The following is a 17,570-nucleotide window of genomic DNA, read 5'->3' as shown; positions in this document are numbered from 1 at the left end:
AATCGTAGCAAGGCAATGAAGTGTATACAAAACCTGCCAGCTGTTTGCAACTGGCAGGAAAGGATATTTCTGTAGTGGAGGGTTATTAGCCTTTGACTGCACCACTTCCTACGCTTCTCGTAATCTGTTTTCTGAAGATAATATAGAATACAAGCATGGGGAGCAATCCGATGACCAGTGCAGCGAATTGCTTTCCATAATCGGAAGAAAGCGTTCCCGAGAATTTGTAGATACCAAGAGGCAGCGATTGTAATTCGAGCCTGGAAACAAGGATGTTTATCAAGGCGAATTCATTCCAGATGGTTGGAATATTCAAAAGGCAAAGCGTAATGATGATAGGTACAGTCATCGGGACTATGATGGCGATGAATATCCTGAAATAGCCAGCACCATCAATTCTGGCTGCTTCCACCAAAGCTGTAGGAATACTCTTGATGTATTCTGTGCAAAGGTATACTCCTATAGGAAGTAACGATCCTACATAAATCAATATTACACCGAATTTGGTGTTGTAGAAAAGATGGAATTTTTCTGCATTGCAAAGTCCCAGCTTTTGGAAAAAACCACCCAACAGAGAATCCACTTGGGTGACTTGCAGGAATATCGGGACCATCAGGGTCTGCGTAGTAATCAGAATTCCCAACAAGAAAGTGGAAAAGATTGGCTTTGTTGCCTTGAATGGCAATTTGGCAAAGGCGAATCCCGTCAGAAGTGAGAGAAATAGCGCAATTCCTACCGAAAGTACTGTGTAGAGGATGGAATTGCCGAATAAGATACTGAAGTTTCCTATTTTCCAGGCTCCTGAGTAGTTCTGAGGATAGAAATGCTGTGGTAGCCCCACCATATTCGACTGGAATTCTACAGTCGCCTTGAATGAATTGATGAACAGCCAGATGATGGGTCCGATTGCCAGAAACGCAAACACGGCCATGATGAGATAGGCAAAGAATTTCCAGAGGAAGATGCCCAGACCGGTTTCTGATTTTACAGTATTTTTAGTCATCATTACCTCCGACTTTTTTCTGTACGACTTTCGTAATCATAATCAGAATCAGACTGAATACGACCATCATTATGGAGATGGCATTGGCCAACGGGTAATCAGGTGTCCCCATGAAAGCTTTCTCGTACATATAGATGGAAAGCACTTGGGTAATTCTTGCTGGCCCTCCTCCTGTCATGGCATAGATCAAGGCAAAGGAGCTCAATGAGCCGGCAATGCAGAGGATTGCTGTATTCATGATTACCCCTGAAAGTTCAGGAAGAATGATGTGCGCCAGTATGCTTCGTTCCTTTGCTCCATCAATCTGTGCCGATTCCAATACCTGTGAGTCGATTTTCTGCATATTGGCAAGAAATATAATAAGGTACATGCCCGTCCAACACCAAAGGGTAACGAACATGATGGGAATCATTGCCGTACCTTCCTTGTTCAGGAAGTTTGTAGACCAGACAGGAGCCATCAGATGCGTCAGGTCGCTTTGTATCATTGGAATACTTTCATTGGTCATGTCCAAAAGCATTGCCTTCAACTCTACTGGCGGATTGGTAAAGAAACTATTTGCTGTACCAGGATTGATGGCAAGTATCTTGTGTACCAGATCATCTGTGACTTGTAGTTTTCCATTTGTTCCAATATAGGAGGCCATGACATTCGAGAGGTTGGATGAGTAGGAAAGTGCATATCCTTTGTTGATGATTTCTGCCAAGGGGCCATAAGGTGAAAATATCAAGTTCCACATGATGCCGATGACAATGACAGAGATAATGGAAGGAACATAGAGAATGCCTTGCCAGAATTCTCCGAACTTTACACTTTTTCGATAGATAAGATAGGCAAGAAACAAGCCCAGCGGAAGTTGTCCAAATACGGAAATCAACACGATAAGAATATTATTCTTGAGTGCATGCCAGAAATAGTTGTCGACGAAAAGTTGTCCATATTGCTGGAAGCCGGTAATCTTCCAATGCCCACCGGCGAATATCTTACCACCTGAAAAGTTACTCAGGGATAAGACAAGCGACAGAATAATGGGGAATGCCATCACAAAAAGATATATTACGAAAGTCGGTATGACCATCCAGCAATAGGCTTTTTTTTTACTTTGTTATTCTCATTCATACTGAAGAATCCTTTTTTAAATACCCCAAGCCCAAAGAGGACTTGGGACGAAATGCACATCAGTTATTTTTGCGAGGCCAAATAGGTATCCATTGCTGCTTGTACTTCGCTTGCAGCTTGTTCAGGTGTCTTTGACCCAAGACCGATTTCCTGCAAGACCTTATTCAGGACCGTGTAGACGCTTGGATCGAGTGCGGAATCAAGAACATAACAGGTATCATTGACCGAAGAGTAATACTGCATCATCTTGGTCGTGAATGGCTCGAGTTTATCACTCTTTACATCCATTCTCGAGGTGATGTATCTTCCTGCTTCCAGATATTTCTGCTGGACATCCTTGGAATAGAGATACTTTATGAGTTTGACCGCCGCAGCTTCCTTTGCAGAGCCAGCGGGAATGGAAGCGGATATTCCATATCCACATCCCAAGGTAGATGAAATTACTCCAGGGAATTTTTCACCGGGAATGGAAGGAAATGCCATCATGCTGAAATTGTTCTGTTGGTCTTCAGGACTGATCAAGGCCAAGCCTGAAGCTTTGTCGGTAATGAAGGCATTCTGTCTCCAATCGCCATCGATAAGGAATGCTGCCTTGCCTGCGGCAAAGAGTCCAGGAACTTCTCCATAGGACAATTGGATGGTATCACGGGAAAGGACGCCGTCTGTGTACATTTGATCAACGAACTGCAGGGCGGCTACAAATTCAGGATCGGTGAACTTGACAGTTCCTGCCGACACCTTGTCAAACCATTCTTTTCCTACAAAACGTCCTGCAATGGTAGAGAACAGACAGGATTGCATGACCCAATCGTCCTTGTTTGCCATAAGTACTGTCTGAATTCCCTTTGCCTTGAGCTTTGGTACCATTGCCTTTAGATCAGCATAGGTCTTTGGAACTGAGAGTCCATATTGCTGCAAGAGTTTGGTATTGGTGTACATGACACTGGAGTAGCAGATGGATTGAGGGAGTTCTGCAAGGTATTGTGCACTCTGGCCCTCCGGATTGGTAGCGGTAGGAAGGAACTCGGATAGGAACTCTTCTCCCAGCAGGGGTTTGAGATCCTTTACCAAATGCTCCTTATGCAGGATTGCGGATCTTCCCGAGGGATACATGTACATTACATCAGGAATGGTTCCTGCAGCCACATAAGCAGCCATTTTCTGGTGGAAGGCTTCATTGGTAAGATCTTCCTTCTTTAGTGAGATGTTTGGATTCTCAACGGTAAAATTGTTCCAGACATTCTGAAACTCTTCATACCCAGGGGCCGTAGCATCACTGTAATCCAGAACATTGAGCATAATGGTATTGTCGCTTGTCTTGGTCGCTTCCTTTGGTGCTTGTTCGCTACTGCCATTGGCAAATAGCATGAACGGTAGGATGATGATAGACACGGCAATGAGAAATTGCTTTTTTCTGATACTCATCGTTTTTTTCTCCTCTTCTTGCAATAAGATTTATATGAAGCATTGCTGTTGCATATATCCAAAATAACACTGGGCATCAAGGGATGTCCGCCGAGTCAAAAAGCGTTTGGACAAGCTTTCCCGCAGCTCCGTAAGCTACGGTGTTTGCCCCTAGGGATGAATACTCGATCTTCACCTCCTTTTCCACGGGAAAGAGCCAGTTATGGACAATGGCTTTGTTCAATTCTGTACAGAAGGCAAGTCCTGGTTCTTCGATATCGCCTACAACTTGGACATGTCCGAGATCCAATGTATTTACGAGCATGGCAATATTGGCGGCAAGCTCACTAATAAATTTTTGCTGAATCTCTTTATCCTTCATGATATTTTTCATTTGCTCTGCGGAGAGGGAGGTTTGTTCTTCATCATCTACATTGCAAAAAGCACTTCTGAACTCGCCTGCAAAGGAGTTGGCCCCATAGTAGACCCTACCTCCCAGGACTATTCCCAGTCCTATACCGACGCCTCCGTATCGCTTATGGGGAACTGTTGCCTGCTTGAACTCAAGAAGCAAGAACAGAAAATTCTGTACGGCAAAGCTACGAGAGAAAGCCAATTCAGTCCAGGCACAGCAATTGGCATTGTTTTCCAAGACGATAGGAACAGGAATTTGTTTCTTTGCCTCTTCAAGGAAGGAGAATGGATGATCTATATCCAAAGTAACGGAATAGCCAATGGAAAAATCCTTCTGATTGATCAGACCTCCGACACCAATACCGATACCCAATAGCTTTTCCTGGTGCATCAGGGTTTTCAGAAATTCTTTGTAAATCATGGTGAGCGCATCGATGATGTTACTCGCGGTGATGGATTGCTCCACTTCCTTGGATAGGATGATTTCCCCCACCATGTTGATTGCTACCATAGTGTAGTTACCGGCTTGGATGGATATTCCCAAAACGACCCCATAGTCCTTATTTAGGGTTAAGGGAATGGGCTTTCGTCCTGTACCACCCAAAGAATTCTGCTCTTCCAGCTTCGGTAATTCAGAGATGACACCATTTTGAATCAGATTTGTAATTTCCGCAGTGATGGTGGATTTGTCAATTCTGAGGTGTTTTGCCAAATCCGCCCGACTTATTCCGGGAGTTTGCCAGAGCGTCTTGCAAATTTTCGTTGCATTACCTATTTTCTTCTGCATGTCTTTCAGCATCTCCTTTATTATGGCTTAGGAAAAAGTTTTCATCAGATGTTGCCAAACTGGTACCATGCGCTTGAAATGTTCAGCTTTGCCTGTCCATACCTTCCTGTCCTGAGCTACTGAAATCTTTGCATTATTGAGAAATTCCTGAAATTCCTGACTGTCTGCATGTTCGAAATACAACGCAGCCGCGATGCTGGAATCCACAGCCTTTTTCTCCAGATTCTCGCCAGTGAAATACTGTAGGAAATCTCCTATCTTGTTTCGATCGATGCCAAGTGCCTGAATCTTTTCCCGGATATAGAGGAAGCGGATAATGTCTTGTCGTTGTCGGCTCCAGAAGGCTTTCGACCGTGTCGGAGGAAGATGCAGCAGGAGTAATTCCTTGTCAAAGAAGATGTCCTCGCCGCAATATCGTGCATTCATCACATAGTCATCATCTTCTCCCCTGGTCCCCAAGGGGTCGAAGGGAACAAGGGTAAACAAATCCCGACTGAGGATCATGTTCCCGCCGAAGGCAACAGTACAATCCACAATCCTTCCCGGGGTATCAAGTGAATGTTGGACTTCTTTGTTGAAGAGTTCATCCTTGGGCCATTCAATGCCCCAGGGGCCTTTCTGCCCATCATAGACCTTGCATCCGTTTTCATCTTTTACGCATCCCGTCTTTCCCAGAATACGTTTACCCGCATGCTCTTCACCCAACTGGGAAAGGGCACATGCAAGATAATCCTTGTCGATGCATTCATCGTCATCAATCATCAATATCTGGTCAAATCCGTGCATGGCTGCATAGGCCAGTCCTATATTTCTCACACCACCATAGCTATTGCAATCAAATAAGACCATATCTTCTTGAGCCATATCCATCTTTCGAAAAGTATCGAGCATGGCCGTATAATCAGTATCGGAGAAGAGGGTGAGGTTGAGGCAACTATCCTTACACAACTTTGAGACATGCTGGACAATGGTAGGGTCGCAGGGGATTGGAAGAAGCATTACAGGTTCGGTATAACCGATATCCTGGAGATTTTCCAACGTCCTGCCCAACGTTCCCTTTTCGGTGATGGGAAACGGATGGTCAAAGATTTTCCAGCTTGGAATACTCTCGGTACTCCAATAAGTAGGGATGAACAATAGGGTGGACATGCAGGTGCTCCTCAATTAGTTGATTTTTCCAACAAACTAATTGTCCCATTGAAACACTGTTTTGTCAAATGAATTTTCGACCATATTCAATAAGAATATTGACTTACGGACGATATAATTGCTTTTAACGACAAAAAACCATGCTTTTTGTAAAGCATGGCTGAAAGTCTTGAAAACCTAATTAGTCCACAATTTTTCCTATTGACAGTGGTCAATAATGAATTTAGTAAATTTCCTTATGCATTGCCTCATATTTTTCAAAGAGAGGAAGACATACTTCCCGATGTTCCTGACTGATGGACAAAACGGACGTATCTGTGCAATTTCCATTAATATAGCGGTAGATATATTCATCCCTGAAGCCGATGGCTTCAGCATCCTTTGGCGTGCAACCATAGTAGACTTCCTTGATATTTGCCCAAATGCACGCAGAAAGACACATGGGGCAGGGATAGCAAGTAGTATAGACAATACATCCTGTCAAATCATGTGTTTTTTTATCCTGGCAAGCTTTTCTGATGACATTTATCTCGGCATGGGCAGTAGGGTCATGTCCACCAAGAACACTGTTCGAAGCGAGGTATACCTTGCCTTCACTGTCGACAAGAGCTGCACCGAAAGGTCCTCCGATATTTTCTTTCATAGTTTTCAGTGCAGTTTCCACTGCTTGCATCAATAGTTCCTTGGCATTCATATTCGCTGTCTCCCAGACCTTGAAAGTACCATAATTTTGTACAATTGTGAATGGATATAGAAAAACAGCCTTGTTTCCAAGGCTGTTTTTCTGTGTAGTATGACGGGCATGTCATCATTCTTGGGTGAAATTCCCAAGGGGCGTAGTTGCCGACGAACCCGATAGCGACTTGCAAGTTTCACGCCGCGAGGTGTGGGAGGGAAGAAGCAATAGCGAAATCGTGGCCCGACGGACAGAAACCTGATAGTAGGCAGGTGGAGGGGACAAGCTGGCTACTATCAGTGAATCCCAAAGGCAATGTGACCTTCATCTGTAAATCAGGCGGGTAAACGAGGAAAGAGTGATGACTTATCCCGCGAGGTCTCCACAGCGTACGAGGCTGCAACATCGCTTATGACGACGTAGTAACAACGAATGTGGAGAAGTCAGCAGAGGCCGTAGTAGCGACCGGGGAAACGGACGCAAAGGGCCGAACAATCAAACGCCTTTCGAAAGGGAAAGGTCCATCCGCAAATCCGAACGGCGAGAGCCTACCAGTGATGATGCGGGTGAGAAAGGAACGAATGAGAGAGGAAGACAGGTCAAGACCGAACACGAGACTGTGCGAGCAACTGATTTCCCTTGCGAACATCCAGCAAGCGATGAGGAAGGTGATGCAGAACAAGGGTTCTGCGGGAATCGACGGGATGGAAGTGACTGAACTTCCATCCTACCTTGAAGCCAACTGGGCCTTGATTCGCGAGCGGATTGTCACTCGGACGTACAAACCCAAACCGGTGCTCCGACGGGAAATACCCAAGGACAACGGGGGCGTGCGTCTGCTGGGGATACCGACGGCAGTGGACCGGGTAATCCAGCAGGCCCTGGTGCAGGTTCTGACCCCGGTGTTCGAACCGACATTCAGCGACTTCAGCTTCGGGTTCAGGCCCGGCAGGAGCGCCGAGGATGCGGTCCGACTCGCCCAGACCTACATGTCCGAAGGGTACAAGCACGTGGTTGACTTGGACCTGTCCAAGTTCTTTGACACGGTCGACCATGACATCCTCATGGGACTAATCGACAAGCACATGGACGACAAGGACGTGAGGAGGCTCATCTACGTATATCTGAAAAGCGGAGTGATGACCAACGGGAGCATGATGGCAACAGCACTGGGTACCCCGCAGGGGGGCCCGTTGTCGCCCCTGCTGTCGAACGTCTATCTCACCCCCTACGACAGGGAACTGGAGAAGCGGGGACTGCGGTTTGTGAGGTACGCCGATGACTGCAACATATTCACCAAGAGCAAGATGTCATCCTACCGGGTGAGGGACAGCGCGAAAAGCTATCTGGAGCGGAAGCTGAAACTGAAAGTGAACATGGAGAAGACGGAGGCAAGGAGGGCCGTAGGTTCGACCTTCCTCGGATTCACATTCCGGACATACGGCGAGAGAGGAAAACTTGGGAGGACCGTTCCCCACGAGAAAAAGCTGAAGAAACTTGAGGACCGGATACGGCTGGTCACGAAGCGCAACCGCGGAGTGAGCATCTGGACGGTCATTGGGGAGCTCAACAGCATCCTGAGGGGTTGGGTTGGGTACTTTGCAAGAAGTGCCATCAAGGAATACCTCAAGGGCCTGATGGAGTGGATTCGGAGGCGCATACGCCAGTATCTATGGAAACAGTGGAAGTCCGGGAATAACCGGAAACACCGCATCAGGCAACTGGGAGCGGAAGAGTGGAAGCTGAAGAAATGGACACTTGCCAGCAGGTCGTACTGGAAGATGGCAAAATCCATGAACTATCTCATCAGCAATGAGAGCCTTCATGAGCATTACCGACTGGTGGATATTCTGGGTTATTACAAGAAGCTCCATACTGTGCGTATGGAGCAAGATGGGATTGTGCTGGATTTCCGGTACAATAGTCTGTTTGGTTGAACCGCCGTATGCCGAACGGCACGTACGGTGGTGTGAGAGGTTGGGGCTTAGTGGCCCCCGCCTACTCGATTATCTTTCTATTGGTTCCTGTTGGAACTTGCCATGAGGCGAATTGCATTGATGTTGATGAAACCCTTGCAATCGACAGGCTGGTATCCCCCGGCCTTGTCCATTGATCCAAGTTCCTCATTGTAAAGAGAGGAGGGACTGGTAACTCCTGCAAATGTTACGTTCCCCTTATAAAGAACGACCTTGGAAGATCCCGTTACTTGCTTCTGACTCTGCTCAAAAGCAGCCGTGAGCATGTTGAACTCAGGGGCAAACCAATAGCCATTGTAAATCAACTCAGCATATTTGGGAGTCAGGCAATCACGGAGATGCATGACTTCCTTGTCCATGGTAATGCCTTCTAGGTTATGATGGGCTTTCCAAAGAATCTCGCAACCAGGAGTCTCGTAAACACCTCGACTCTTGATACCGATAAAACGATTCTCGACCATATCGACCCTGCCTATGGCATTGTCGTGTCCTACCTTGTTCAGATACAAAATCATTTCCAACGGATCAGTTACGAAGGTCCCGTCATTTTCATTCTTTACGGAAAGCGGTACGCCATCCTTGAATTCAAAGGTAAGCAAGGTTTCCTCATCGGGGGCATCCTTGGGACTTACTGTCAGGCTGTAAACATCTTCAGGGCATCTGTTGGCAGGATTTTCAAGGATTCCGGCCTCATGACTGATATGAATCAGATTCTCATCCTCGCTATAGGGCTTCTTGGTAGAAGCTTTTATGGGGATGTCGTACTTCTTGGCATACGCAATCATATCTGAACGGCCTTCAAACTGGCTCAACCATTCAGGATCTTTCCACGGAGAAATAATCTTGACTTCAGGCATATTCATATAGTAGCCGAATTCAAATCTAACCTGGTCATTTCCTTTTCCTGTGGCTCCATGCGCTACATAGACAGTCCCTTCTTTCTTGGCAATCTCAATCTGCCTCTTGGCAATGATTGGACGTGCAAGGGAAGTACCCAGCATATAGGTCCCTTCATAAATCGTATTGGCTTTCATTGCCGGAATGACATAATCGGTGACAAGTTCACTTCTCAAGTCCTCGATATATACCTTGGAAGCGCCCGTTGCAAAAGCTTTTTTCTCGACTGCTTCGAAATCTTCATTCTGTCCAACATTTGCTACATAGGCAATTACGTCAAAGCCCTTGTTACTGAGCCATTTGAGAATGACGGAGGTATCCAAACCACCACTATATGCAAGAATGACCTTTTCCTTTTCCATATCTACAATCCTCCAGGATTTTCTATTTGTTTTATGGACAGAGTGTAGATAAAGATTAAAAAATATTCAAGTATTTATGCATAAATATTCTTAAAAAGCCAAATAATCCTAAAATATAGGATATTAGGTAATTTTTATGCATAAAAACTAAATATATCTAATTTGAAAAAATTCGAAATTGTTGTTGCAAAAATTGTATCTACCATTCTATACTACAAGCGGAGAATCCATATGATAGAAATAGAGCATGTAACCAAGACGTATGCCAAACATAGCGATCCAGCCGTGAAGGATTTGAATATAAAAATTCCCGACGGAAAAATATTCGGGTTTCTCGGGCCCAATGGGGCAGGCAAAAGTACGACAATCAAAATGTTGATAGGTATTCTTTCGCCTGATTTAGGTACCATTTCCCTAAATAGTAGCAATACCGTTACTCAAAGTTTGCAGACCAAGGCCATGATAGGATATGTGCCGGATGAACCACGCTTCTATGAAAAAATGACAGGGCGTAGGCATCTTGAATTCATTTGTGATATTTTCAAGGTGACAGATGAACAGCGGAAAGAGAGAATGATTCCTTTGGTTCAGCGTTTTGAACTTGAGAAAGCCCTGGATGAAGAGATATCAAGCTATTCCCATGGTATGAAACAGAAGCTTGCGGTCATTGCGGCCCTCATCCATAAGCCAAAAATTTTGATTCTTGATGAACCGATGGTGGGCCTTGATCCCAAGGCTTCCTTCTTATTGAAAGAAACCATGAAAGAATATTGCAAGGAAGGCAATACTGTCTTTTTCTCCACTCACATCATGGAAGTTGCCCAGGAACTCTGTGATTTGATCGGGATCATCAATAAAGGTTCCCTTCTTTTTTTTGGTACTGTGCAAGAACTTCAAAATGCAAAAGGTGAGGGATCCGATAGCTTGGAACGGCTTTTCCTGGAATTGACTGACAAAGAGGTTTTCAAATGAGATGGTCCTTTGTCTGGTTATTGGTAAAAGCCTTTATGCAGGGAACAAAACCCTTGGCTACCTATTGGAAACAATTCGGAGGCAAGAGAAATACACTGAAAGGGAAAATCCTGCAATCCTTTCTGGTCATCATCCTTTTTTTGACGTTTCTTATGTTGGAAGTAATGTTTGGTATAAATTATTATAGTTATCAGACGTTGGGGATGATGATTGATATTCCTGATCTCGGTATGTTCCTAGCTTGTTTGGCTGGGTTTCTTTTTATTTTTATTTTCAGTTCTGCCAGTACCTCCTCAGTCTTGTATTGGGGCTCAGACGAGATGTTTGTCATTTCTCTTCCTGTTACAGAAAAAGAATTGGTTGCAAGTCGTCTGATAGTATCATATCTGGGGAATATCCTCTTTTATGCCATAGTTGTTTTCCCTGCCTTGGTAGCCTCAGCGTTCGTTAACGGGGTAACCTTGTTGTTGGTAATCGGTGGGGTCTTGTTATTGATAATTGGGCCTTTTGTTCCCCTTGCCTTGGGAATGTTGATATCGAGTCTCATTCTCCGATTGACAAAAGGGAGGCGATACCGACTCTTTGAAGAATTGATCTCCATGGTCTTTCTGGTAGGGCTGACGCTGGTGATGACCAGTAGTTTTACCAGAAATTTGGCACCTGGTGATACTTTTGCAATAGATTATCAGGCCATGCTTGCCACGATGGCAGATAAAATCTCTGGCTTGTATAAAAGTCTTCCGATTTTTGCTTGGCAAGGACGTGGAGTCTTCTCTTTGCGTTATCTTCTTCTGAATATCAGTACGAGTCTCGTTCTTGCAGGTCTCTTTATTTCTTTTGTAGCCCATGGCTTCAATACTTGTTTTTCTTATGCCCAGGAAGGAAATGGAGTGCATAGGCATTCGATAAAACAATCTTCAAGGAGAAGACTTCCTGCAGAGTTTTCCTTGATGAAGCGAGAAAAGGAAGTCATCCTACATTCTTCTGCATTTATTTTTGAATTGGTTGGAGAATTGTTTGTTCCTATCATATTGATAGGCGTATACGCTTTGACGGGAGTCCTCGGCGAAATGGAGGGAATAATACAACTTGCTACTTCTTCACCCTATTTCCTTTATGGGGTTTTTGGCCTTGTGAATCTATTGTCCGGTATAAGCATGCTCTCTGCCACCAGTGTAAGCAGGCAGGGTGCCTTGTTTGAAATGGACAAGACGTATCCTCTGGAACCAGAGATATTCATCCGTGCCAAATTGTATTTCCATTTGGTTTTGGTGTTTCCGACGACAATTATCTATCTGGTCCTTGCCTTGCTCTATTTTAAGCTGGGTCCGGGAAATCTCGTTTGGATGATTCCTCTTTCCTTTGGTATTATCCTATCCAGTGCAGTTTTTGCCCTTTCCATTGATTATGGACATCCTATGCTTGATTGGACTCTTGCCAAACAAGCAATTAAAAGCAATCTGAATGGAGTGTTTGGAATGCTAGGCTCGTTTCTCTTGGTGCTGTTTGAGACAGCCTTGTTGCTCTTGCCTCTTCTGTTTGGATTTTCTCCGCTTTGGGGAAAGTTGCTTGCATTGGTATGCATAATTTCGATTGGTTTTTTCTCTTTCAGACGAAGCATAAGGAAAGCGACAGAAGCACTCAAGCCTTCTTGATTGATAGAAGAGCTTCCTTACAGGCCTCCTTGAACGAGGAAAATGACTTGAAAGGATAGGGGGACTCTTTTTTGCCAGTCCAATCCACCAGAAGTCCTAGATTTGCCGACTTGAGCATCGGAATGTCAGTCGGGCCATCGCCGATGGCTATGGTTTGTCCATAGCCTTGTCTGAGCTCTTGAAGAAGCCTTTTTTTGTCTTGGGCGCCATGTACATGGATTTCCATGGAACTTGAACTTCCTTCAATGAAGTGAAATTGTTTTCCCCATACTCCCATAAATAAATCAGCAATATTTTTTCTTTCCAGAAAAGCATGAATGAGGTTTTCTGTCCCGCAGCTTATTATTGCAAGGTCTGCAACACCATGCAGTTCCTCAAGAAGTTCAAATTGTTCGTCCTTGACGGCTTTTATCAATTCATCCACAACAGAATCAATCAATTCCTGATGAAACGATCTGGTATGCAATCGATAGTCATCAGTGAAGGTTTGCCAATCACTGCATCCTTTCATATCCTTTATGACAGCACGTTTTGCACGTGTTCTGTTCAATAACCCTTTAGAGGCAGCACATTTTAGCATAAGCAACTGTTCACTGTCATAAGGGGCAATAGGGTAAAAAGTTCCATCGAAGTCGAAGGCTATAAGTGTACTTTTTGGCATGGAGGCATTGTAACCAGTAGGGGATAAAAAAGGAAGGGATTACGAATAATCCCTTCCTTGAGAAACTTGAAAATGATTTATTTTGTATTTGTCTGACTGTTGTAAAGCATGTCGAAATACTGCATGTCAGTACTCAGAACCTTGTTCAGTGAAGGAATCGTCTTTTTGTACGACTCCAAGGTACGCCAGAATTCAAAGAAATCAGGATCAGCCTCATACGCCTTGTTATAAATCTGGGCGGCCTTGGCATCTGCGACACCCTTGATGGTCTCACTCTTTGCATAAGCATCCGAGAGAATTACCTTTTGTTCGTTTTCCGTTTTGCCTTGCCATTGGGCCGCTTGTCCACGTCCATAAGAGCGGTAAGCTTCGGCAATCTGGTTACGTTCCTTGATCATTCTTTGATAGACACTTTCTGTAAGGTCATCGCTATAGCGAATCTGTCTTACGACAATATCAATCATTTTTATACCATAGGCATCGGTAAATTTCTTTGCCTGGGTAAACATCATCTGGCTCAAACCGTCACGTCCAATGGAAATCGTTTCCTGTCGTGACTGGGTCTTTGTCAGATTCCTCAAGGTTTCTGCATCTTCGTTGTTTTCGACGTTCTGTACTTGTTCGGTCACCTTGATGTCATTGATCTGATTGGTATTCCTGACGGCTTCATTCAGGTAGTTCTCACTTATGATTGTCCTGATTGAAGAGTCAAGTACGTCATCAAGCCTGGAAAGCCCGTTATTGACCGTATTGACGGTTTCATAGAACTTTGCAGGATCTTCGATAATCCAACGGGCCGTAGTATCAACCCAGATGAATTGGTTTTCCTTGGTAGGAATACGTTGTGCGTCGCCGTCCCAGGAAATGATTTTCTTTGGATATACGACTACATTATCTACCAAGGGCATCTTGATTTTCAATCCTGCTTCTGATTCCGTACTCACGATCTTTCCAAATCTGGTAATAACTGCCTGTTGGCCTTCATATAGGATATAGAAAGGGCCGAGCAACAAGAAGACAACCAGAATCACGCCGATTATGACCAATGTAGTTACTAGTTTTTTGGTATTCGTTGAATTTTTCATTTGGCGCTACCTCCCAGCATCTGCATTGGCAAGTAGTTCTTGAGATTCTTGTCTATCAAAGTGAGGGTACCACCATCAGTAGAATTGATGATTGATTCCATCGTTTCGATATAGAGTCGAGTTCTCGTAATATCCTTGCTATTCTCATAGACTTCACGAACGCTGTTGAAACGAGCAACATCACCAGTGGCTTGGTTTACACGTTCTGCCGAATATCCCTGGGCTATCTGAATAATCTTATTGGCCTCACCTGTAGCGGATGGGATAATCTTGTTATAGTTCTGCTTGCCTTCATTGATCAACCGATTCATGTCCTGAATTGCCTTGTTGACATCTTCGAAAGCATCCTGAACCTCTCCGACCGGCGGGACGATATTTTGCAATTTGACGGTAACTACTCGAACGCCCAGATTATAGGAATCGAAAATCTTTTGGGTGTTTTCCTGGGCAAGTACTTCAATGCTGGTTCTCTCACTGGTCATGACAGATAGAATCGGAAGATCTCCCACGAGTTGATTCATCACGCTCTGGCTGATATCCCTGATGGTTTTTTCCCTCGACTCGACTCTGAACATCCATTTTACAGGATCTTCGATCTTGTATTGTACGATCCATTCGACATCAATGATATTCAAGTCCCCGGTAAGCATCAAGGACTCGTTGGGGTAGTCTGAACTGACTCCTGCCAAGGGTGTATTGTTTGAACTTGATCGATAGCCGAAGGTCATTGTTTGTACGACTTGGGTCGGAACGTTGTAACTTGATTCGATGCCCAACGGGATTTTTGTCTGAAGGCCAGGACCAACAGTACGGTTGTATTTGCCCAATCGCAGTACAACGGCTTGTTCGGTCTGGTCTACCACAAAGAAACTGCTGAGAACCAACATGACGAGCACTACTGCAACGATAATCCAGATTACCAGTTTTGGACTGATATTGTTCGTTTTGCGTGCAGGCCGTGGTGGTTGTTGCATGGTATCCATGGTCTCTCCTTAAATGTGTCTAGAATGGCACTCTTTCAATGTACTTTCTCACTGACGTATCGTCAAGCTCGTCGCTGAAAGAAAAGTCTCTTGTAAAACCTGGTTTGCCATTGAAATTAACAAGGAGGCGGTCTATTATAACTGCTATGAAAAAAAGACTTGTTACCTCTGCATTGCCCTATGTAAATAATATTCCCCATCTTGGTAACCTTACCCAGGTTCTTTCCGCCGATGTTTTTGCCCGCTTTTGTCGGTCGAAGGGATATGAAACCCTGTATGTCTGCGGTACAGACGAATATGGTACTGCAACTGAGACCAGGGCCCTGAAAGAAGGAGTCTCCCCACGGGAACTCTGTGACCATTATCATACCATCCACCGGGATATATATGCGTGGTTCAATATTTCCTTTGATTATTTTGGACGGACCAGCACTCCTTTGCAAACGGAAATCGTACAGAAAATATTTAGGGAAGTAGATGCCGCAGGGTATATCACTGAACATGAACTTGAACAATTGTATTGTCCTAAATGTGAGCGGTTCCTGGCTGACCGCTTCGTTGAAGGAACTTGTCCCCATTGCGGTTCCACCGGAGCCAGAGGTGATCAATGTGACAATTGCCAGACACTTCTTGATCCAACTGAATTGATAGATCCAAAATGCGGAGTCTGTGGAACCAAGCCCATTCCAAGAAAAACCAAGCATCTATATATAGATCTTCCCAAAGCCTTGCCTTTACTGGAAACTTGGATGAAACAGGCTAGTGTGGATGGCTTTTGGGCAAATAATGCAGTTCAGGTCACAAAATCCTGGATTCGTGATGGGCTGAAGGAACGTTGCATTACCCGTGATTTGAAATGGGGCATTCCCGTTCCGAAAGAAGGGTATGAGGGAAAAGTTTTTTATGTGTGGTTCGATGCTCCCATCGGATATGTTTCCATCAGCGCAAATGCTACCTCGGAATGGAAGAAATGGTGGTTTGACCCGACCAATACTGAGTTGTTTCAATTCATCGGAAAAGACAATATTCCTTTCCATACGGTAATCTTTCCGTCTTGCCAACTGGCAACAGGAGAAAACTGGACGATGCTTCACCATATGAGCAGTACCGAATATCTTAATTATGAAGGTGGCAAGTTCAGCAAGAGTCTGGGAATCGGTATTTTTGGCAATGATGTCCAGGAAACCGGAATACCTGCCGATGTATGGCGTTTCTATATGTATTATAATCGTCCTGAGAAGAGCGATGTCACTTTTACCTGGGCTGATTTCCAGGAAAAGGTAAATGGGGAACTTATCGGGAATTTATCCAACCTTGTAAACCGAACTTTGACGTTTGTCAGTCGATTCTATGATGGAAAAGTTCCTGAGGGTGAGTTGGACCTGGAGCTTTTCAAGGCTATCACGGATAAGGAAAAAGAGATCGATTCTTTGATGGAACGAGCTGAGGAACGAGAAAGTCTCAGACAAATCCTCGCTCTTTCTTCCATTGGCAACAAGGCCTTCCAGGATGGAGAACCTTGGAAGATGCGCAAGGATAATCCTCAAAAAGCTGCTTCCTTGCTGAAAACCCTTGTGTATCTTATCAGGGACCTTGGCGTGATGATAGAACCTTTCATGCCTACTACCAGTGTGCGATTACTCACTTTCTTGCATGATACTGATGCCCGTTGGACTTCCTTGGGCAACTATACAGGGCTTTCAGAACTGGGAGAGACCGAACTTTTGTTTGCGAAACTTGATGATGACCTGATTGCAAGTCTTCGTGAACGATTTGCAGGCTCCCAGGACGAGCGAGCAGCAAAGGAATTACTGAATGCTTCGAAAGAAGAGTCAACCAATAAGATGGAGAAAAAAATGGAACAGAAAGAACCTGAGACCCAGGAAACCATAGCAGAGCAATTCAATCGGAGGGTAATCCTCAAGGTTGCTACCATAATCAATGTCGAAAAACATCCTGCAGGAGATAAACTCTATATTCTTACGCTTGATTGCAAGGAAGAGAATTCCCGCACGATAGTCAGTTCCATAGTACCTTATTATACAGCAGAAGAGTTGCAGGGTCAGAATATCGTGCTGGTAAGTAATCTTAAGCCTGCAAATTTCAGGGGAGTCAAAAGCAGTGGTATGTTGTTGGCTGCCAGCGATCCCAATGCCGAGGAACATACTACTTGTGAGGTATTGTTTGCTCCTCAATTTGAAGCAGGAACCGTATTGGAGCCAGAAGGGCTTGAACAACCAGAAGGCCCTATATCCTATGTTAAGGCAGATCATTTCTTTGCAATGCCAATTTATGCAGAGAAGGGGATAGTCAAGGTTGATGGAAAGGCTCTTGGCGCAAATTCCAAGGTCTTGAGTTCTAAAAAATATCTTGACGGTCCCGTTGGCTGATAACCTTTCAAGAGCAAATTATTCTTAAGGAAGGGGG

Annotated in this window: 14 protein-coding genes; 4 read left to right on the top strand and 10 right to left on the bottom strand. The window is 44.6% G+C overall.

Going from position 1 to position 17,570, the window contains the following annotated elements:
* Positions 1-85: 85 nt before the first annotated feature.
* From ACHZBG_RS15715 to ACHZBG_RS15690, 6 genes are all read right to left on the bottom strand, one after another.
* Entirely contained in the window at positions 86-1,003 is a 918-nt protein-coding gene (locus ACHZBG_RS15715; RefSeq protein WP_320130413.1) for a carbohydrate ABC transporter permease, read from the bottom strand.
* Positions 996-2,045 carry a sugar ABC transporter permease gene (locus tag ACHZBG_RS15710; RefSeq protein WP_320130412.1) on the bottom strand — a complete coding sequence of 350 codons (1,050 nt, stop codon included), beginning with the start codon at positions 2,043-2,045 and terminating at the stop codon, positions 996-998. The genes ACHZBG_RS15715 and ACHZBG_RS15710 overlap by 8 nt, the downstream gene beginning before the upstream one ends.
* Positions 2,046-2,185: 140 nt before the next feature.
* Positions 2,186-3,547, bottom strand: a complete 1,362-nt coding sequence (locus ACHZBG_RS15705) for an extracellular solute-binding protein (protein ID WP_320130411.1) — start codon at positions 3,545-3,547, stop codon at positions 2,186-2,188.
* A gap of 76 nt (positions 3,548-3,623) precedes the next feature.
* Complete coding sequence (locus tag ACHZBG_RS15700) at positions 3,624-4,727, bottom strand: ROK family protein (protein ID WP_320130410.1); 1,104 nt, start codon at positions 4,725-4,727, stop codon at positions 3,624-3,626.
* Positions 4,728-4,754: 27 nt separating this feature from the next.
* Positions 4,755-5,876 carry a hypothetical protein gene (locus tag ACHZBG_RS15695; RefSeq protein WP_320130409.1) on the bottom strand — a complete coding sequence of 374 codons (1,122 nt, stop codon included), beginning with the start codon at positions 5,874-5,876 and terminating at the stop codon, positions 4,755-4,757.
* Positions 5,877-6,099: 223 nt separating this feature from the next.
* Positions 6,100-6,570 carry a nucleoside deaminase gene (locus tag ACHZBG_RS15690; RefSeq protein ID WP_320130408.1) on the bottom strand — a complete coding sequence of 157 codons (471 nt, stop codon included), beginning with the start codon at positions 6,568-6,570 and terminating at the stop codon, positions 6,100-6,102.
* Positions 6,571-6,986: 416 nt separating this feature from the next.
* Here ACHZBG_RS15690 and ltrA point away from each other — a divergent pair, with 416 nt between their 5' ends.
* On the top strand, positions 6,987-8,489 hold the full coding sequence (gene ltrA, locus ACHZBG_RS15685) for a group II intron reverse transcriptase/maturase (protein ID WP_320128961.1): 1,503 nt from the start codon (positions 6,987-6,989) through the stop codon (positions 8,487-8,489).
* Between the two features lie 77 nt (positions 8,490-8,566).
* Here ltrA and ACHZBG_RS15680 read toward each other — a convergent pair whose 3' ends face one another.
* Positions 8,567-9,787 (bottom strand): argininosuccinate synthase, encoded by a 1,221-nt coding sequence (locus ACHZBG_RS15680; protein WP_320130407.1) that lies wholly within the window; start codon positions 9,785-9,787, stop codon positions 8,567-8,569.
* 231 nt (positions 9,788-10,018) lie between these two features.
* Here ACHZBG_RS15680 and ACHZBG_RS15675 point away from each other — a divergent pair, with 231 nt between their 5' ends.
* Together ACHZBG_RS15675 and ACHZBG_RS15670 are read left to right on the top strand one after the other, a co-directional pair.
* On the top strand, positions 10,019-10,759 hold the full coding sequence (locus ACHZBG_RS15675) for an ABC transporter ATP-binding protein (protein WP_320130406.1): 741 nt from the start codon (positions 10,019-10,021) through the stop codon (positions 10,757-10,759).
* Positions 10,756-12,414, top strand: a complete 1,659-nt coding sequence (locus ACHZBG_RS15670) for a hypothetical protein (protein WP_320130405.1) — start codon at positions 10,756-10,758, stop codon at positions 12,412-12,414. The genes ACHZBG_RS15675 and ACHZBG_RS15670 overlap by 4 nt, the downstream gene beginning before the upstream one ends.
* Here ACHZBG_RS15670 and ACHZBG_RS15665 read toward each other — a convergent pair.
* The 3 genes from ACHZBG_RS15665 to hflK form a co-directional block, all read right to left on the bottom strand.
* A complete protein-coding gene (locus tag ACHZBG_RS15665) occupies positions 12,401-13,075 on the bottom strand; it encodes an HAD family hydrolase (RefSeq protein WP_320130404.1) in 675 nt (224 codons plus the stop codon). The genes ACHZBG_RS15670 and ACHZBG_RS15665 overlap by 14 nt on opposite strands.
* A 77-nt stretch (positions 13,076-13,152) precedes the next feature.
* Positions 13,153-14,160, bottom strand: a complete 1,008-nt coding sequence (gene hflC / locus ACHZBG_RS15660; protein WP_320130403.1) for a protease modulator HflC — start codon at positions 14,158-14,160, stop codon at positions 13,153-13,155.
* Positions 14,157-15,143 carry an FtsH protease activity modulator HflK gene (gene hflK / locus ACHZBG_RS15655; protein ID WP_320130402.1) on the bottom strand — a complete coding sequence of 329 codons (987 nt, stop codon included), beginning with the start codon at positions 15,141-15,143 and terminating at the stop codon, positions 14,157-14,159. The genes hflC and hflK overlap by 4 nt, the downstream gene beginning before the upstream one ends.
* Positions 15,144-15,289: 146 nt before the next feature.
* On the opposite strand from hflK, the gene metG reads away from it, so the two are divergent.
* Positions 15,290-17,533 (top strand): methionine--tRNA ligase, encoded by a 2,244-nt coding sequence (gene metG / locus ACHZBG_RS15650; protein WP_320130401.1) that lies wholly within the window; start codon positions 15,290-15,292, stop codon positions 17,531-17,533.
* The last annotated feature ends 37 nt before the right edge of the window (positions 17,534-17,570 follow it).

This window comes from uncultured Sphaerochaeta sp., assembly GCF_963676625.2.
Taxonomy (GTDB): Bacteria; Spirochaetota; Spirochaetia; order Sphaerochaetales; family Sphaerochaetaceae; genus Sphaerochaeta.
Note: the sequence above shows the minus strand (reverse complement) of the source record. Positions and strands in the feature narration are given on the sequence as shown.